16 protein-coding genes and 1 pseudogene are annotated in these 14,987 nt (G+C 66.8%); 3 read left to right on the top strand and 14 right to left on the bottom strand.

The genetic code is table 11. From position 1 onward, the window contains the following. On the bottom strand, positions 1-375 hold a 375-nt coding region (locus BN972_RS29505), incomplete at its 3' end, for a hypothetical protein (RefSeq protein ID WP_036354434.1). Between BN972_RS29505 and BN972_RS07025 the strand changes: the two genes are divergently transcribed. Then, positions 370-702 carry a hypothetical protein gene (locus tag BN972_RS07025; RefSeq protein WP_036354431.1) on the top strand — a complete coding sequence of 111 codons (333 nt, stop codon included), beginning with the start codon at positions 370-372 and terminating at the stop codon, positions 700-702. The genes BN972_RS29505 and BN972_RS07025 overlap by 6 nt on opposite strands. Positions 703-911: 209 nt before the next feature. Beyond that, positions 912-2,033 (top strand): PQQ-dependent sugar dehydrogenase, encoded by a 1,122-nt coding sequence (locus BN972_RS07020; RefSeq protein ID WP_036354428.1) that lies wholly within the window; start codon positions 912-914, stop codon positions 2,031-2,033. An 86-nt stretch (positions 2,034-2,119) separates the two neighbouring features. Here the strand turns inward: BN972_RS07020 and BN972_RS07015 are convergent, their stop codons facing one another. Together BN972_RS07015 and BN972_RS07010 are read right to left on the bottom strand one after the other, a co-directional pair. Then, positions 2,120-2,659: a flavin reductase family protein gene (locus tag BN972_RS07015; protein WP_051545317.1), complete on the bottom strand. Its 540-nt coding sequence runs from the start codon at positions 2,657-2,659 to the stop codon at positions 2,120-2,122. A gap of 142 nt (positions 2,660-2,801) precedes the next feature. Beyond that, the gene (locus BN972_RS07010) at positions 2,802-3,290 is read right to left on the bottom strand and encodes a flavin reductase family protein (RefSeq protein WP_235192390.1); all 489 of its coding nucleotides are present in this window, start codon (positions 3,288-3,290) and stop codon (positions 2,802-2,804) included. A 145-nt stretch (positions 3,291-3,435) separates the two neighbouring features. Between BN972_RS07010 and BN972_RS07005 the strand changes: the two genes are divergently transcribed. Beyond that, complete coding sequence (locus BN972_RS07005) at positions 3,436-3,627, top strand: hypothetical protein (protein ID WP_036354422.1); 192 nt, start codon at positions 3,436-3,438, stop codon at positions 3,625-3,627. Between the two features lie 63 nt (positions 3,628-3,690). On the opposite strand, the gene gatB is transcribed toward BN972_RS07005, so the two are convergent. The 11 genes and pseudogenes from gatB to BN972_RS06950 all read right to left on the bottom strand — a co-directional run bounded on the left by gatB (position 3,691) and on the right by BN972_RS06950 (position 14,979). Next, positions 3,691-5,199, bottom strand: coding sequence for an Asp-tRNA(Asn)/Glu-tRNA(Gln) amidotransferase subunit GatB (gatB, locus tag BN972_RS07000; RefSeq protein ID WP_036354420.1), 1,509 nt, complete (start codon positions 5,197-5,199; stop codon positions 3,691-3,693). A 323-nt stretch (positions 5,200-5,522) separates the two neighbouring features. Further along, positions 5,523-6,482, bottom strand: a complete 960-nt coding sequence (locus BN972_RS06995; RefSeq protein WP_235192389.1) for a MinD/ParA family ATP-binding protein — start codon at positions 6,480-6,482, stop codon at positions 5,523-5,525. Between the two features lie 288 nt (positions 6,483-6,770). Then, positions 6,771-7,802 carry an ATP-dependent 6-phosphofructokinase gene (locus tag BN972_RS06990; RefSeq protein ID WP_036354417.1) on the bottom strand — a complete coding sequence of 344 codons (1,032 nt, stop codon included), beginning with the start codon at positions 7,800-7,802 and terminating at the stop codon, positions 6,771-6,773. A gap of 111 nt (positions 7,803-7,913) precedes the next feature. Then, on the bottom strand, positions 7,914-9,398 hold the full coding sequence (gene gatA, locus BN972_RS06985; protein ID WP_036354414.1) for an Asp-tRNA(Asn)/Glu-tRNA(Gln) amidotransferase subunit GatA: 1,485 nt from the start codon (positions 9,396-9,398) through the stop codon (positions 7,914-7,916). Next, complete coding sequence (gatC, locus tag BN972_RS06980; protein WP_036354411.1) at positions 9,395-9,694, bottom strand: Asp-tRNA(Asn)/Glu-tRNA(Gln) amidotransferase subunit GatC; 300 nt, start codon at positions 9,692-9,694, stop codon at positions 9,395-9,397. Before gatC ends, gatA begins: the two co-directional genes overlap by 4 nt. Positions 9,695-9,858: 164 nt before the next feature. Continuing rightward, the gene (locus BN972_RS29500; protein WP_158497692.1) at positions 9,859-10,530 is read right to left on the bottom strand and encodes a hypothetical protein; all 672 of its coding nucleotides are present in this window, start codon (positions 10,528-10,530) and stop codon (positions 9,859-9,861) included. Next, on the bottom strand, positions 10,527-11,558 hold the full coding sequence (locus BN972_RS06970) for a vWA domain-containing protein (protein WP_036354408.1): 1,032 nt from the start codon (positions 11,556-11,558) through the stop codon (positions 10,527-10,529). The genes BN972_RS29500 and BN972_RS06970 overlap by 4 nt, the downstream gene beginning before the upstream one ends. Further along, on the bottom strand, positions 11,555-12,640 hold the full coding sequence (locus BN972_RS06965) for a hypothetical protein (protein WP_036354405.1): 1,086 nt from the start codon (positions 12,638-12,640) through the stop codon (positions 11,555-11,557). The genes BN972_RS06970 and BN972_RS06965 overlap by 4 nt, the downstream gene beginning before the upstream one ends. Continuing rightward, positions 12,631-13,107 carry a hypothetical protein gene (locus tag BN972_RS06960; RefSeq protein ID WP_036354402.1) on the bottom strand — a complete coding sequence of 159 codons (477 nt, stop codon included), beginning with the start codon at positions 13,105-13,107 and terminating at the stop codon, positions 12,631-12,633. Before BN972_RS06960 ends, BN972_RS06965 begins: the two co-directional genes overlap by 10 nt. Continuing rightward, positions 13,097-13,968, bottom strand: a pseudogene (locus BN972_RS06955) (DUF58 domain-containing protein). The gene BN972_RS06960 and the pseudogene BN972_RS06955 overlap by 11 nt, the downstream one beginning before the upstream one ends. Positions 13,969-13,977: 9 nt before the next feature. After that, the gene (locus tag BN972_RS06950; RefSeq protein WP_036354399.1) at positions 13,978-14,979 is read right to left on the bottom strand and encodes an AAA family ATPase; all 1,002 of its coding nucleotides are present in this window, start codon (positions 14,977-14,979) and stop codon (positions 13,978-13,980) included. Between the last annotated feature and the right edge of the window lie 8 nt (positions 14,980-14,987).

Below are 14,987 nucleotides of genomic sequence, written 5' to 3'. Positions count from 1 at the left end.
CCCCCCCCCCCCAGCCGCGCCGTAGTAATCGATGTCGTCGTAGTTGACCTCTGCCATGGTCGCCAGGACCTCGACCGGCCTGGCCGCCAGCGCGAGCTGATTGGCGCGAAACACCAACAGCTGTTGGCGCCGCGCGCCGCGCGCTGTCTTGAGTACGTCGTCGACGAGCCGCCAGGACCGCCACAGCCTGTCCGCGCAGTGACGATCCGGTACCGCACCCAGGGTCGCCACCAATAGGGTGTCGATTTCGTTGCGGTGCAACGGTTCTAGCTCGCACCGCCGCAGCAGACCGTCCTTCCACAGCGCGGTCACCGCGGCCGGCGCCGACTCCCCGGTACGCAGCGTGAGGATCACCGTGGCGGCCCGCGAGTGCACGAGCTGGTGCAGGACGAGCGCCGACAGATCGTCGAGCAGGTGCGCATCGTCGACGAGGACACCAGGCGGTCCGGTTGCGTGCCGTCCGTCAACGCCTCCGCGACCTTGCGCGCCAAGACAAACGGCGCGCTTTCGGCATCGTCGGTCCACTGCGAGAAAGCGCCGAGCGGAATCGGGCGGCTGGTCGTCGTCGCCGCAACGCTGCGCACGGTCCAACCGGCTGCCGCCGTCGCCGTCACCACCTCGCGAGCCAACCGCGACTTGCCCACTCCGGCCCCGCCCGCTAACGCAACCCCCGGGCGCCACTATCGGCGATCAACCGTCTGATCTCGCCGACTTCATGATCTCGGCCGACCATCGGCCACGGGTCGAGCACAGAACAATCCACTAAAGAATCGTTTGCCCTCGTCAGGGCGCAATGGAGTGATGATCTACCGCGGCTCGTTACCCGATTTGTACGCACGACGCCGGTCGCCGGCGTCCGTACCCGGTGGTAGGAGGCGGCCACGATCGCAAATTCCCGTAGCCTGTCGGTCATGCGGATACGGCGGTCGGTTCGGTGCGTGCTGGCTGCGCTGTGCGCCGCGGTGCTGCTCTCGAGCGGCTGCGCCAGATTCAACGACGCCCAGTCGCAGCCCTTCACGACGAACCCGGAACTGAAACCGCAGCCCAGCTCCACGCCTCCACCGCCCCCACCGCTGCCGCCCACGCCGTTCCCCAAAGCCTGCCCGGCTCCGGGTGTGATGCAGGGCTGCCTGGAGAGCACCAGTGGACTGATCATGGGCGTCGACAGCAAGACCGCGCTGGTCGCCGAGCGCACCACCGGTGTGGTCAAAGAGATCTCGATCAGCGCCGAGCCTAAGGTCAAGATGGTCATCCCGGTCGACCCATCCGGAGACGGCGGCCTGATGGACATCGTGCTGTCCCCGACTTTTTCGCAGGACCGGCTGATGTACGCCTACATCAGCACGCCCACCGACAACCGCGTCATCCGGATTGCCGAGGGTGACGTGCCCAAGGACATTCTGACCGGGATCCCCAAGGGCTCCACCGGCAATACCGGCGCTTTGATCTTCACCAGCCCGACCACGCTGGTCGTCATGACCGGGGACGCCGGCAACCCGGCGATGGCCGCCGATCCCCGCTCGCTGGCGGGCAAGGTGCTGCGCATCGAGCAGCCCACCACCATCGGTCAGGCGCCCCCGACGACCGCGCTATCGGGCATCGGTTCCGGCGGCGGGTTGTGCATCGACCCCGTGGACGGCTCGCTGTACGTCGCGGACCGCACGCCGGGTGCCGACCGGTTGCAGCGGATCACCAAGAAGTCCGAGGTGTCGACGGTGTGGACTTGGCCGGATAAGCCGGGTGTGGCCGGTTGCGCGGCGATGGACGGCACCGTGCTGGTGAACCTGATCAACACGAAGTTGACGGTCGCGGTGCGGCTGGCCCCGAAGACCGGTGCGGTGACCGGGGAGCCCGATGTCGTGCGCAAGGACACACACGCGCACGCGTGGGCATTGCGGATGTCGCCGGACGGCAATGTGTGGGGCGCGACAGTGAACAAGACCGCGGGCGATGCCGAGAAGCTCGATGATGTGGTGTTCCCGCTGTTCCCGCAGGGAGGCGGCTTCCCGCGCAACAACGACGACAAGACTTAGCCCGGACGACTTAGTTTGCGCGAGCCCACGCAAAAAACCCGAAAACGTGCCGCTCCGGGTGCTCTTGCGTCTGCTCGGCCCAGTTACTAGGGCACGTCGAGGGTGAACCGCATGCCGTATTTGCGGGTCGCCTCCGAGCGGTCTCCGCTGTACAGCCGGGGCGGCGCCTCCTGCCCAGGGTCGACGCCGTCGAGATCGGACAGGTAGAGCAGTTCCTCGGAGGTTTGCGGCGCCCAGACGGCGACCGGTTCCACCAGGTACGCAACGTGGTCGGCGACTTCACTGCGACTGAGCGTCCGGCCCACGAACCAGGCGGCCGCGTCGTCGAGGATTGGCATCCCCAGCGGACCGCCCCGCCACGCGCAACGTGCGAACGGGTCGGCCTGCTCGTCGGGCTCGCGACCGAACAACTCGGCCAGGGCGTGCTGGCTGCGCGGCAACACATGCACGGCCAGGTTGTCTGATTTGCTCGCGACCTCGTGGATAGGATCGCCGAGCGGGAGTCCCACCATGAAGCTGGGCGGCTGAACACTGGTCTGGGTGGCGAAGGCAACCAGGCAACCCGACGGATGACCGTCGACCTGGGTCGTCACCACGAACGCCGGCGTGTCCAGCATGGCCATCATGTCGTCGAACGATTCACCGATCACTTCACCATCATGAGTGGGAAGCGCAGCTTTAGAGACCGTTTCGAGAGTTTGGTAGACGAGTTCTTATATCCGTGCGGGGTGAACAAGCACCACCGAATCCAATTGCGCTGCCCGGCGTTTAAGGCTCATGGCCCGGTTCCACATCGATGACATCGACAAAATGCAGCACGTCGGACGGTTGTTCGGCAAACCACGTCTCGACCGGTTGCAGCAAGTACCCGACGTGGTCGCCGAAGTCGATGCGGTCCAGCGTCGAACCCACCATCCAGGCGACCGCGTCGTCCAGAATCGGCATGCCGTTCGGGCCGGTGTGCCACGCGCACCGGTCGAATTTGTCGATTTCGTCCTCGGTTTCGCCGCCGAACAACTCGGCGAGGCCAGTGTCGCGTGGCGACAGCAGATGCACCGCGAGGTGTTCCGAACCCGCCGCCACGGTGAAGGTGTGGTTGGCCTTCGACATGCCGACGAGCAACAATGGCGGGTGGATGTTGACCTGCGTGGAGAATCCCACCAGGCACCCCGACCGATGATCGCCGGCTTTCGTCGTCACCACCGCCATCGCGTTGTTCATCATCTTGGTCAGCCGGAACAATGATTTGCCGCTCACCTCACCATGATCTATCGCCAGCGCGGCACCGCCCAGCCAGCGAGGTGTAGGACATCGACGTGTGGATGATGGCGCGGTGAGCGCCGGGAGGGCACGAGCGGTAAATTTCTCGTCGATCCGGCACGACACAAGGCACGCTTACTAGATGCCCCTCAAGCGTGTTGACCAACTCAAGCCGGGCGACAGGATCCGCATGTCGCTCGGGCACGCCACCCTTATGGAAGTCAAGCCGCTCGACGATGAACAAACCCAACTCACGTTTCTCTACGGCACGGTGGGTGTGGCCGACAACGATCTCACCGTGGACGTTTTGGAAGACGACGACTGGGGCTGGTGAGGTCGCCGATCCTCGATGTCGCCGGCCGGATGAGCCCAGCCGACCTCGTCGCAGGGTCCCGCCTCAGCCCTGACCGCAGGCAGCCAGCACCAGTTCGCGCACCCGCGCGGCGTCGGCCTGGCCGCGGGTGGCCTTCATCACCGCACCGACGATCGCACCGGCCGCGGCGACCTTGCCGCCCCGAATCTTCTCCGCCACATCGGGATTGGCCGCCAACGCCTCGTCGACCGCCGCCTGGGTGAGTGAATCGTCGCGCACCAGCGCCAGACCGCGCGCGGTCATCACCGCTTCGGGCTCACCCTCTCCGGCCAGCACCCCTTCGACGACCTCGCGGGCCAGCTTGTTGGACAACTTGCCCTCGTCCACCAGTGCGATCACCGCCGCCACCTGCGCCGGGGTGATCGCCAATTCGTCCAGCCCGATGCCGGCCTCGTTGGCCTTTTGCACCAGATAGTTTCCCCACCAGGACCGCGCATCCTTGCTGGGCGCACCGTGTTTGACGGTCTCGGCGACCAACTCGACCGCACCGGCGTTCACGAGGTCGCGCATCACCTCGTCGGAAATGCCCCACTCATCTTGAATTCGCTTGCGGCTCAACCACGGTAGCTCCGGGATGCTCTGCCGCAGCCGTTCGACCAACTCGCGGCTGGGCGCGACCGGCTCGAGGTCTGGCTCGGGAAAGTACCGGTAGTCCTGCGCCGTCTCCTTGGCGCGGCCCGGGCTCGTGTACCCGGCTTCGTGAAAATGCCGTGTCTCCTGGATGATTTCACCGCCGGAGAGCAGCACGGCGGCCTGCCGCTGCATCTCGTACCGCACGGCGACCTCGACGCTTTTCAGCGAGTTGACGTTCTTGGTCTCCGTACGGGTGCCGAATTCCGTTGTGCCCTTAGGCATCAGCGACACGTTGGCATCGCAGCGCATCGATCCCTGGTCCATCCGCACATCAGAGACATCCAGTACGCGCAGCAGGTCACGCAGCGCCGTGACGTAGGCCCGCGCGATCTGGGGCGCCCGCTCCCCGGCCCCGACGATGGGTTTGGTGACGATCTCGATCAGCGGGACCCCGGCGCGGTTGTAATCGATCAGCGACCCGGTGGCGCCTTCGATGCGGCCGGTGTCGCTGCCGATGTGGGTGAGCTTGCCGGTGTCCTCTTCCATGTGGGCGCGCTCGATCTCCACCCGCCAGATGGTGCCGTCCTCGAGCGGCGCCTCGAGGTAACCGTTGATGGCGATCGGCTCGTCGTACTGAGAGATCTGGTAGTTCTTCGGCATGTCCGGGTAGAAGTAGTTCTTCCGCGCGAACCGGCACCAGTCCACGATCTCGCAGTTCAGCGCCAGGCCGATGCGGATGGCAGACTCCACCGCCACCTGGTTGAGCACCGGCAACGAGCCCGGCAGGCCCAGGCATACCGGGCACACCTGGGTGTTCGGCTCGGCGCCGAAGGTGGTGGCGCATCCGCAGAACATCTTGGTCGCGGTGGACAGTTCGACGTGCACTTCCAGTCCGAGCACCGGATCGAAGCGTTCGATGACCTCGTCGTATTCGAGCAGGTCGGCCCTGGCAACCGTCATAGGAATCGATCCTAGTGGTGACCGCGAGCGCGGCGGAGCCGGGCGAAGCGGGTCAACACCATCGAACCTAGTGGTGACCGCGAGCGCGGCGGAGCCGGGCGAAGCGGGTCAACACCAAAGAACCTAGTGGTGACCGCGAGCGCGGCGGAGCCGGGCGAAGCGGGTCAACACCAAAGAACCTAGTGGTGACCGCGAGCGCGGCGGAGCCGGGCGAAGCGGGTCAACACCATCGAACCTAGTGGTGACCGCGAGCGCGGCGGAGCCGGGCGAAGCGGGTCAACACCATCGAACTAGTGGTGGTGGCAAAACGTCCGCGGAGCGAGCTACAGCGCAGCGGGCTGCCTGCTGGGCAGCAGTCGGGCTAGCGCCGCGGCCAACTCCAGGTAGCTGCGCCTGCTCGCCTTGCTCAAGAGATCCAGCCCAATCTCCCTGCCCTGGTGCACGTGGCCGTCGAACGGCAGCACCACGGTAGCCGCCACCTGCGCCGACAACTGCTCGAGTTGCTTCGCGGCCAACGGGCTCAGCTTGGTCCGTTCGACGTGGTTAACCGCCAACACCGTCGCCGCGAGCAGCTTGCGGTAGCCGTTGCGGCTCAGCCACTCCAGCGTCGCCCGGGTCTTCTGGATCGAGTCGACGGACGTGCTGGTGACCACCACCAGGGCACGAGACTCCATGAGGACGGCATCCATCACGCCCGTGTTCAAGGTCTTCGGGCAGTCGACCAACACCACCGAGTAGTGGCTACGCAAAATCGAAAACGCCTTGACGAAGTCTTGCCGGCTGATACAGAAGTTGCTGTGTGCGGGATCCGGCAGGCCCAGCACCTCCAGGCCGCAACTATTCATGAAGGTGTGCGCTCGCACGTCGGCGTAGCGCGCGACACGATTGTCCATGACCAGGTCGGCCAGGGTGAGGTCGTGCCGGCGCCCGTGCCGGTCCGCAAGATCTCCCGCGTCGAGATCGACCGCGATCACCCGATCCTCGCGCACGCTGGCCAATGTGGACCCGAGCGCTTCGACCACCGCGGTCTTGCCCACGCCGCCCTTCAGATTGAGCACCGCGATGGGATACGCACCGCCCACGGTGACCCGAACTTGATCGCGTAGCGCGTTCTCGTAGGCCTCGGCACGGCCCGGACCGAGGTCGATGCCGACGTAACGGTGAATGAGGTCGCGCCAGTTGCGGCGCACCGGAGTTTCTGGAGCAAACTGCTGTTCGATGACGTCCAGCGCCGTGCCGCCGGGCCCCCGCTCTCGCTGCGCCGGCTGCGGTCTGACCAGCACGGGCGTAGCTGCCGTCGGGAGATCGAATTGCTCTGAACTGGTCTTTTGCCCAGAGTTACTGTTCTTAGGGCGTAGCGGCTGGGGCGCCGTACTCACCCCGCTGAGTGGAACGGGCCGCCATACGAGTCCGCCCTGGTTAGGCCGTTGCGGGGCGGGCGGAGCGGACTGCTGAAGTACTCCGCCCTGAGGACCGCGGTTGTACATAAACCACGTATAGCCGATTCTTATAAACCGGAAACCAGCAAACCGGTGAACCCCGGGCTACCGGCCGACCAACAGCCGGCAACGTCAGCCGAAGAAGGCCGCGGCGTCGTCGTAGCGACTCTCGGGCACCAGCTTGAGTTGCCTCGTCGCGTCGGCCAGCGAGACCCGTCCGATGTCCTGCCCGCGCAGCGACACCATTTGCCCGTACTCGCCCGCATGTGCGGCGTCAGCGGCGTTCACCCCGAATCGGGTCGCCAGCACCCGGTCGTATGCCGTCGGGGACCCGCCCCGCTGCACGTGACCCAGCACGGTCACCCGGACGTCTTTATTGATGCGCTTCTCGACCTCGAGCCCGAGCTGCGCCGCCACCCCGGTGAACTTCTCATGACCGAACTCGTCGATGCCACCCTCGCGCAGCGCGATCGAGCCCGCGACGGGTTTGGCGCCCTCGGCCACCACGCAGATGAAGTGTGAGTCCCCGCGCTGGAAGCGGCGCTTGACCAGCCGGCACACCTCCTCCACATCGAACGGTTGCTCGGGGATCAGCGTCATGTGGGCCCCGGACGCCAGGCCGGCGTTGAGTGCGATCCAGCCGGCGTGCCGTCCCATCACCTCGACCAGCATCACCCGCTGATGGGATTCGGCGGTGCTGTGCAGGCGGTCGATGGCGTCGGTGGCCACCGTTAGCGCGGTGTCGTGACCGAAAGTCACGTCGGTGCAGTCGATGTCGTTGTCGATGGTTTTCGGTACCCCGACCACCGGGACGTTCTCCTCGGACAGCCAGTGTGCCGCCGTCAGCGTGCCCTCCCCGCCGATGGGTATCAGGACGTCGATGCCGTTGTCGTCGAGTGTTTGCTTGATCTGGTCAAGGCCAGCGCGGAGCTTGTCGGGGTGTACCCGCGCCGTGCCCAGCATCGTGCCGCCCTTGGCCAGCAACCGGTCGTTGCGGTCGTCGTTGCGCAGTTGCATTCGGCGGTTCTCCAGCAACCCGCGCCAACCATCCTGGAAACCGACCACTGACGAGCCGTAGCGTGCGTCGCAGGTACGCACTACCGCCCGAATGACCGCGTTGAGGCCGGGGCAGTCACCACCGCCCGTGAGTACTCCGATGCGCATATTCTCATCTTGCCTTGCGGCCCCCCACCTGGCGCGAGCAGACGCAGAATCGCACAGAAACCTCGGATTTCATGCGATTCTGCGTCTGCTCGCCAAGGGGCTACCAGCTACCTAGATAGCTGTCGGCAGGGGGCCGCGGGCGGCCTCGTAGGCGGCCCCCACCCGGTAGAGCCGGTCATCGGCCAGCGCCGGCGCCATAATCTGCAGCCCTACCGGCAGGCTGTCGTCCGGCGACAGCCCGGACGGGACGGACATGCCGCAATGCCCGGCCAGGTTCAGCGGCAGCGTGCACAGGTCGAACAGGTACATCGCCAGCGGATCGTCGACCTTCTCACCGAGCCGGAACGCCGTCGTCGGGGTCGCCGGCGACACCAGCACGTCGACCGACCTGTAGGCCTCGTCGAGGTCGCGGGCGATCAGCGTGCGAACCTTCTGCGCCTGGTTGTAGTAGGCGTCGTAGTAACCAGCCGACAACGCGTAGGTGCCGATCATGATGCGCCGTTTGACCTCCGGCCCGAACCCGGCGGCCCGGGTCAGCGCCATCACCTCCTCGGCGCTGTGCGTGCCGTCGTCGCCGACCCGCAGCCCGTAGCGCATCGCGTCGAATCGGGCCAGGTTGCTCGACACCTCCGACGGCAGGATCAGGTAGTAGGCCGGCAGCGCGTAGTCGAAGTGCGGGCAGTCGACCTCGCTCACCTCCGCGCCCAGCGCCTTGAGCTGCTCGACGGCGGCTTCGAAGGAGGCCAGCACGCCCGACTGGTAACCCTCGCCGCTGTGCAGTTGGCGCACCACACCGACCCGTACACCGCGCAGATCACCGCCCGCGCCCGCGCGGGCCGCACCCACCACATCGGGCACCTCGGCCTCGATCGAGGTCGAGTCACGCGGGTCGTGACCCGCGATCACCTGGTGCAGCAGGGCGGTGTCCAGGACGGTCCGCGCGCACGGTCCGCCCTGGTCGAGCGATGACGCGCACGCCACCAACCCGTAGCGGGAGACGGTGCCGTAGGTGGGTTTGACGCCGACGGTTGCGGTCAGGGCGGCCGGTTGGCGGATCGACCCGCCGGTGTCCGAACCGATCGCGAGTGGCGCCTGGAAGGCGGCCAGCGCCGCCGCACTGCCACCGCCGGAGCCGCCCGGCACGCGCTCGACGTCCCACGGGTTGCGGGTCGGACCGTAGGCGGAATTCTCGGTGGACGAGCCCATCGCGAACTCGTCCATGTTGGTTTTGCCGAGGATCGGGATTCCGGCGGCCCGCAGCCGGGCGGTCAACGTCGCGTCATATGGCGATTGCCAGCCCTCGAGGATCTTCGAGCCGCAGGTGGTGGGCATGTCGACGGTGGTGAACACGTCCTTGAGTGCCAGCGGAACCCCGGCCAGGGGCGACGGCAGCTGTTCACCGGCGGCCACCGCCTTGTCCACGGCGGCCGCGGCCGCCAGCGCCCGGTCGGCGGCCACGTGCAGGAATGCGCCGTACTGCGCATCGGTCGCCTCGATCTGGTCCAGACAGGCGGTGGTGGCCTCGACCGACGAGACCTCTTTGGCTGCGATCTTGGCGGCCAGCGTCGCCGCGTCGAGCCGGATGAGGTCGCTCACTGGCTCTCCCCCAGAATCTGCGGGACGGCGAAGCGGCCGTCGACCGCTTCCGGCGCGGCAGCCAGCGCCTCCTGTTGCGTCAGGCACGGTTGTGTCTGGTCCGGTCGGGTGACGTTGACGTCCTTGAGCGGGTTATCGGTGGCCTCGACGCCGGTCACGTCGACGGCCTGGATCTGGCTGACGTGGTTGAGGATGGCGTCGAGTTGACCGGCGAAGCTGTTGAGCTCGGTCTCGGTCAACGCTAGACGGGCCAGTCTGGCCAGGTGGGCCACCTCGTCGCGAGAGATTTGGGACACGAGCGAAAAGCCTAGTGGAGTGGCTTCTCACTCCCGGTTGTCGCCGTAGGAGTTGGCGTCGTCAAGCAGCTTGCCAAGCAGGTCAAGCGGATCACCGGTGCCCAGTCGATGCCCTGGCGGGCCGGTACCGCCGGTAACCGGCAGTCGGTCGGGCGAGATCGGAATCAGCCCCCCGTACCGGCGGGGCCCAGTTCGGAACCGCCGGCCGGCGGGGGTCCCGACGGCGGCGGCCCCGGTGGCGGCGCAGCGGGCGGCGCTGGATCGGCCGGTGCTGCACCCGGCGGCCGATCAAGCTGGTCCAGTTTCTGCCGCAGCCTCGGTATCGCCGTGTCCCGGATCGCTCGTCGCTGCGGGTCGCTGTCGCCATTACCGGCGAAGCAGCCCGCCGGCGCCTGGTCGGCCAACGCGATGGCGTCGGTGTAGAACCGCTGTGCTTCCGCTTTGTTCGCCTTGCGGGCGGCCAGGTCACCCCGTGTCTCACGAACCAGCAGCAGGTTGACGCGCACCGGGCACGACCGAGCTACCGGCGTGCGGGCAAACGAGTCAGCGAACGCGTCGTCCGCGTCGTGCAGCCGCCCTTCCAGCACGTGCAGGTCACCGGCCGCGAACGAGGTCTTGGCCGGGTCGATCACGTCGACGATGCGCAACCAAGCCACGTCGCGCCGCAGCCCTTCGATGTCGTGGCGGCTGAAATCGGTTGCCGCCCAAGACCCGACGACTCCGACGGCGATCAGCTTGACCGCCGCCAGCACCAGGATCAAAGCCACCGGCGCGGACCAGATGCAGAGGCGGCGGCGTAGCCGAAGGCGCGCCGGCGGGACTTTTCGCGGCGTCATCGAGCCACATCCCGGGTGGACATGCGGTTGCGCCGGTACTCCCGGACGGTCAGCACGCCCTCGGCCAACAGCAGCGCCGCGGCGATCAGTGTGCAGACCCAGTACGACTCCAAGCGTCCGAACAGCGGCGCCGACGAATTGGCAGCAAGGCCGGCGCGTGCCGCTGGCGCGACACCGCTGGGCAGCGGCCCGCTGTCGCGATGAACGTAGGGAACGTCGAGTTGGGCGGCGATGTCGTGCAGCCGGGTCTCGTCGATCGCCGAAGTCAGTGATCCGCTTCCGTCCGGGTCGGGCTGATAGACCTTTCTGCCGTCGACCCAACCCTGCGGGATCGGTCCGCCGGCCGCGGTTCCGTAACCGAGCACGGCACCACCGGCGATCTTGTTGCGTCCGAGTTCGATCGAGGTCGCGGCCACCCGCGAGCCTGGGGCGCCCACGCCGAGGTAGAACACGAAGGTCTGCGAGCCCGGGTAGGTCTTGGCAGCCTGCTCGACCTTGCCACGCAGCACATCCCGCGCGGCGACCGCGTTGGCCTGATAGAACGCGTCCGGTGGCACCGCCGTGTAAGGCGATAGCCCTTTGACGACGGAATGCAGGCTTGCGGCGTCGTCGGACAACGGCCACTCCAAGGTGGCCTGCGCCGCAAACGAGACGAGCGCGAACCGCGCCTGCGGATACCGGTCGATCAACGCGCCGATGTCCGCGCGCATCCCCGACATTCGCGGTTTGCCGTCGCCGAAGTCCTCGACGCGGGCATTCACCGAACGGTCCACGACGAAGAAGACATTCGCGTCCAAGACGCGATCAGTCGACGGATCGCCGGGATCTCGGTCGAACCCGGGGCGGCAGGCGGCGATGACCAGTAGGACTACGGCCAATGTCGTTGCACCCCAACGCCACAACACGGGCCCGATCCGCCCCGGCCCGGTCCGCAGCAGCAGCCGGTACAGCGCTACCACCCGGATCAAAACCAGCAGCGCGGTCAGGGCCACCATCCAGATGGCCGGTAGCACCGGATAGGAGCTCATCGCCGCAGCACCGCGAGCGAAACGGACAACAGAGCAGCGGCCAGCAGGCCGCCGATGAGTAGCGCCTCCGGCGAGTCCGCGGAATGAACCGAGATGACTTTGCCGCCGGGCAACTGCGCGGTAGGGCCGTTGTCATCGATCTCGTCGAGGTGGTCGTTCAGGGTGTCGGCGGATGCGGCGCCGGACGGGTTGTACTGGAAAAACCTGCCACCGCACTGCTGCGCGGTGTCCTGCAGCGTGTCGGCGTCTTCGGTTGACGAGGTCGCCACGTCCGATCGCGCCACGACGTTGACCTGGACACCCTGTTGCACCGCCAGCCGCTTCAGGGTGTCACCGGAGAACAGCGACGGCCGGCGCTCCGCGGGATCGCGGAAAGTGCTGTAGCCGAAGTAAATCAGCTGCCGCCGATGCGCCCGCTCGGCCGGGTACGACGGGAAACCGGCCATGCATTGGGCGAGCGTGTCCGGAACGCTCGGGGCGTAGTCAACGTAGCCGACCGGGCGGGAGAAACCTTCGATCCCCCTGGTCAGCTCCTCGCGATCGTTGTCCGGCAACGCTTTACGCTCATTTAGAGCCTGCTGGATGCGGGCAAGCCGGGACAGCGACCCCAACCGGTCGGTCAGGTAGCGATGGTCGCGGGTCAGCGGAATGACCCGCAAGGTCGGAGAGGTCAGCCCGACCCGGCGGGTGTCCTCGGGCGGCAACCGCTGCGCGTAGCTCGCGTAGTAACTCAGGAAATCCGCCGTGGCCGCATCCGTCACCGGCGCGCCGACACACAGCATGATGTCGCGCGGATGCGCGGTGTCGAAGGCCAGCCTCGCGGATGCCATCCCGGTGGGCCGTGCGCTGGCAGTCAATGCGGTCAGGAAGGTGGCTAGCAGCAACACGCCGGTCACCACGACCGAGAAGAGGTAGAACCGGTAGACGCGCAGGTACTGCGGAAGCCGGGTGAGCCGGTCGACGTGCGCCAGTGGCCGAAGCGTCCGGCGCAACCGGGCGGTGGGCAGCAGTGCGGCGGCCGCCACCGCGACCGCCAGACTCAACAGCCCGATGTAGAAGACCGGCCACCACTTCAGTTCCATGAGGTGATCAGCTCCTCCGCCGAGCGTCCCAGCTCGGCGACATCCGGGTGTGCCTCGGGGTTGAAGCGGGCGTCGTTCAGCCCGGCAAACAGCGGCGCCGCCGCGGCGAGCGGGCCGCCGGCCAGTTGCTCGACGTGCAGGTACTGCGCCCTGATTCCGGTGGCCACGTACAGGAAACTGCGCAGTGTGCGGCTGAGTCGGGCGCTGGCCGCAGTCGGCGTCAGCGTGCCTTCCCGATACTGGGCGCCAATCTTTCGGACCACGCGTGTGAACCTGCGCCGGTTGACCCGCGCGTGGAGGCCGTTGATCACGGGTATCCGGCGCAACCGTGCCGGCGGCAGCGTCCACACGAATATCCCGGCGTACCAGCCGACCACGGCGAGCAGTATCAAGACGCCCAACAACGGCCACCAACCGGAGAAACGCAGCGGGCCCCCGATGAATCGCAGCAGACCGTCACCCGGCACGGCGGTACACTTCGGTCAATTCGACTATGGCGGAGCGTATCTCGTCGTTTCCGCCGATCCTGGCGAAGCGCACCCGGTGCTCGGTGAGGAAGGCGTCGAGTCGCGCGACGCGACGTTCCTCGGCCGCGTAGTAGGCGGCGATCACCCGGGGGCCGAGCGCGGCGCCACCGAGCACGAAACGTCCGGTGGAAACGTCGAACCCGCCCAGCCCGCCGTCGGCCGCCCCACCGCAGGCATGTCGACGATCATCAGCCACATCACCTCGTGGCGTCCGCTGAGCCGCTTGAGCACTTCACCGAGACCCGGGGTGACCTCGGGTTCGTCGGACACCACGATCAGCAGCAGGCGGTGCCGGTGCGCCCTTGAGACGAAGTCCAGTTGGCGCACGATGTCACTCGCGGCGGCATCCCGAAAGGTATTGGTATAGAAGCGATGCAGCAGGCTCTCCACGTGCGTTTCACCACGTCCGCTGCGGACCGATGCGGTGCCCCGCGAATCGCCACACACCAAGCCGATTTCGTCGCTCCGGCCCATGGCGATCAGGCCGATCGCGCCCATCACGTTGGTGGCCACCTCACCCTTGATTTCGGCGCTTTCCGCCAACGCCGACATGTTGCGGCCCGAGTCGGCCACCAGCAGGATCTTGTGATGCTTTTCTGACACGAAGCGTTTGATCAGTGTGGCGCCCGAACGCGCCGACGCCTTCCAATCGATGTCGCGCACATCGTCGCCGGGGACGTATGGGCGCAGATCGTCGAGTTCGAGGCTTCTGGTGTGCAACAGGGCGTAGCGGCCGCCTTCGAGCAGTCGCCGGGTGTCGGTCCCGAAATGCGACTTCGCCTGGTTCAGGTGTCGACCCATGATCGACCGTCAGGGCACTCGAACAGATTGCAGCACAGCGTCGATCACCATCTCCGCGGAGACGCCGAGGGTGACCGCCTCGAATCCCAGGATCAGACGATGCCGCAGGACTCGATGCGCCAGCTTGCGAATGTCGTCGGGAATCACGTGATTTCGTCCGGACAGCAATGCCAACGCGCGGGCGGCCTGGCAGAAGGCGATGGTGGCCCGCGGGCTGGCGCCGTACTCCACCACCCGGGCCACGTCGGCAGGCAGGAATTCCTCGGCGTTGCGGGTGACGTGCACCAGCTCGCTGGTGTAGCGGATCAGCTCGGTGTCCATGTGCACACTGCGCGCGACACCCTGTAGGTGCGCGATCTCGTCGAGGCTCACCACCGGTTGCGCCGGCACGTCCCGGTCGTACACGCCAGCGTCGATACGGGCGATCACCTCGACTTCGTCCTCCGGCCGGGGATAGCGGAGCACCTCTTTGAGCATGAACCGGTCGGTCTGCGCTTCCGAGAGCGGATAGGTGCCCTCCTGGTCGACCGGATTCTGGGTTGCGATCACCAGGAACGGCTCGGGGATCGGATACACCTGGCCCGCGATGGTTGTTTGGCGCTCCTCCATCGCTTCCAGCATGGCGCTCTGCGTCTTGGCGCTGGATCGATTGATCTCGTCGAGCAGGACGATATTCGCGTGCACGGGGCCCAATTGCGTGGTGAAGGTGTTGGTCGAGGAATCGAAGATCTGAGTGCCGATGATGTCGCTGGGCAGCAGATCCGGGGTGCACTGGATGCGCTGGAACTGACCCGAGATCGCATCGGCGATCACCCGCGCGGCGGTCGTCTTGGCTAGCCCCGGCACCCCCTCCAGCAGGATGTGTCCGCCGGTGAGCATGCCGAGCAGTAGCGACTCGCGCAGATAATCCTGGCCGACCACCTTGCGGGCGAAGGCCGCCGATATGGCGTCCACCACACGGTAGGCGTGCTCCACATCCTGGTGGCTGGGCTGAATGCGGGTACTGGTCACCTTCCGGC

Origin of the sequence: Mycobacterium asiaticum DSM 44297 (assembly GCF_000613245.1) — a bacterium.
Lineage (GTDB): Bacteria > Actinomycetota > Actinomycetes > Mycobacteriales > Mycobacteriaceae > Mycobacterium > Mycobacterium asiaticum.
This window is presented reverse-complemented; position numbering and strand designations above follow the sequence as displayed.

Coding starts and splice junctions, on each gene's coding strand:
- BN972_RS07020 (WP_036354428.1), top strand. CDS start 912: ATGCGGATACGGCGGTCGGTTCGGTGCGTGCTGGCTGCGCTGTGCGCC.
- BN972_RS07015 (WP_051545317.1), bottom strand. CDS start 2,659: ATGATGGCCATGCTGGACACGCCGGCGTTCGTGGTGACGACCCAGGTC.
- BN972_RS07005 (WP_036354422.1), top strand. CDS start 3,436: ATGCCCCTCAAGCGTGTTGACCAACTCAAGCCGGGCGACAGGATCCGC.
- gatB (WP_036354420.1), bottom strand. CDS start 5,199: ATGACGGTTGCCAGGGCCGACCTGCTCGAATACGACGAGGTCATCGAA.
- BN972_RS06990 (WP_036354417.1), bottom strand. CDS start 7,802: ATGCGCATCGGAGTACTCACGGGCGGTGGTGACTGCCCCGGCCTCAAC.
- BN972_RS29500 (WP_158497692.1), bottom strand. CDS start 10,530: ATGACGCCGCGAAAAGTCCCGCCGGCGCGCCTTCGGCTACGCCGCCGC.
- BN972_RS06970 (WP_036354408.1), bottom strand. CDS start 11,558: ATGAGCTCCTATCCGGTGCTACCGGCCATCTGGATGGTGGCCCTGACC.
- BN972_RS06965 (WP_036354405.1), bottom strand. CDS start 12,640: ATGGAACTGAAGTGGTGGCCGGTCTTCTACATCGGGCTGTTGAGTCTG.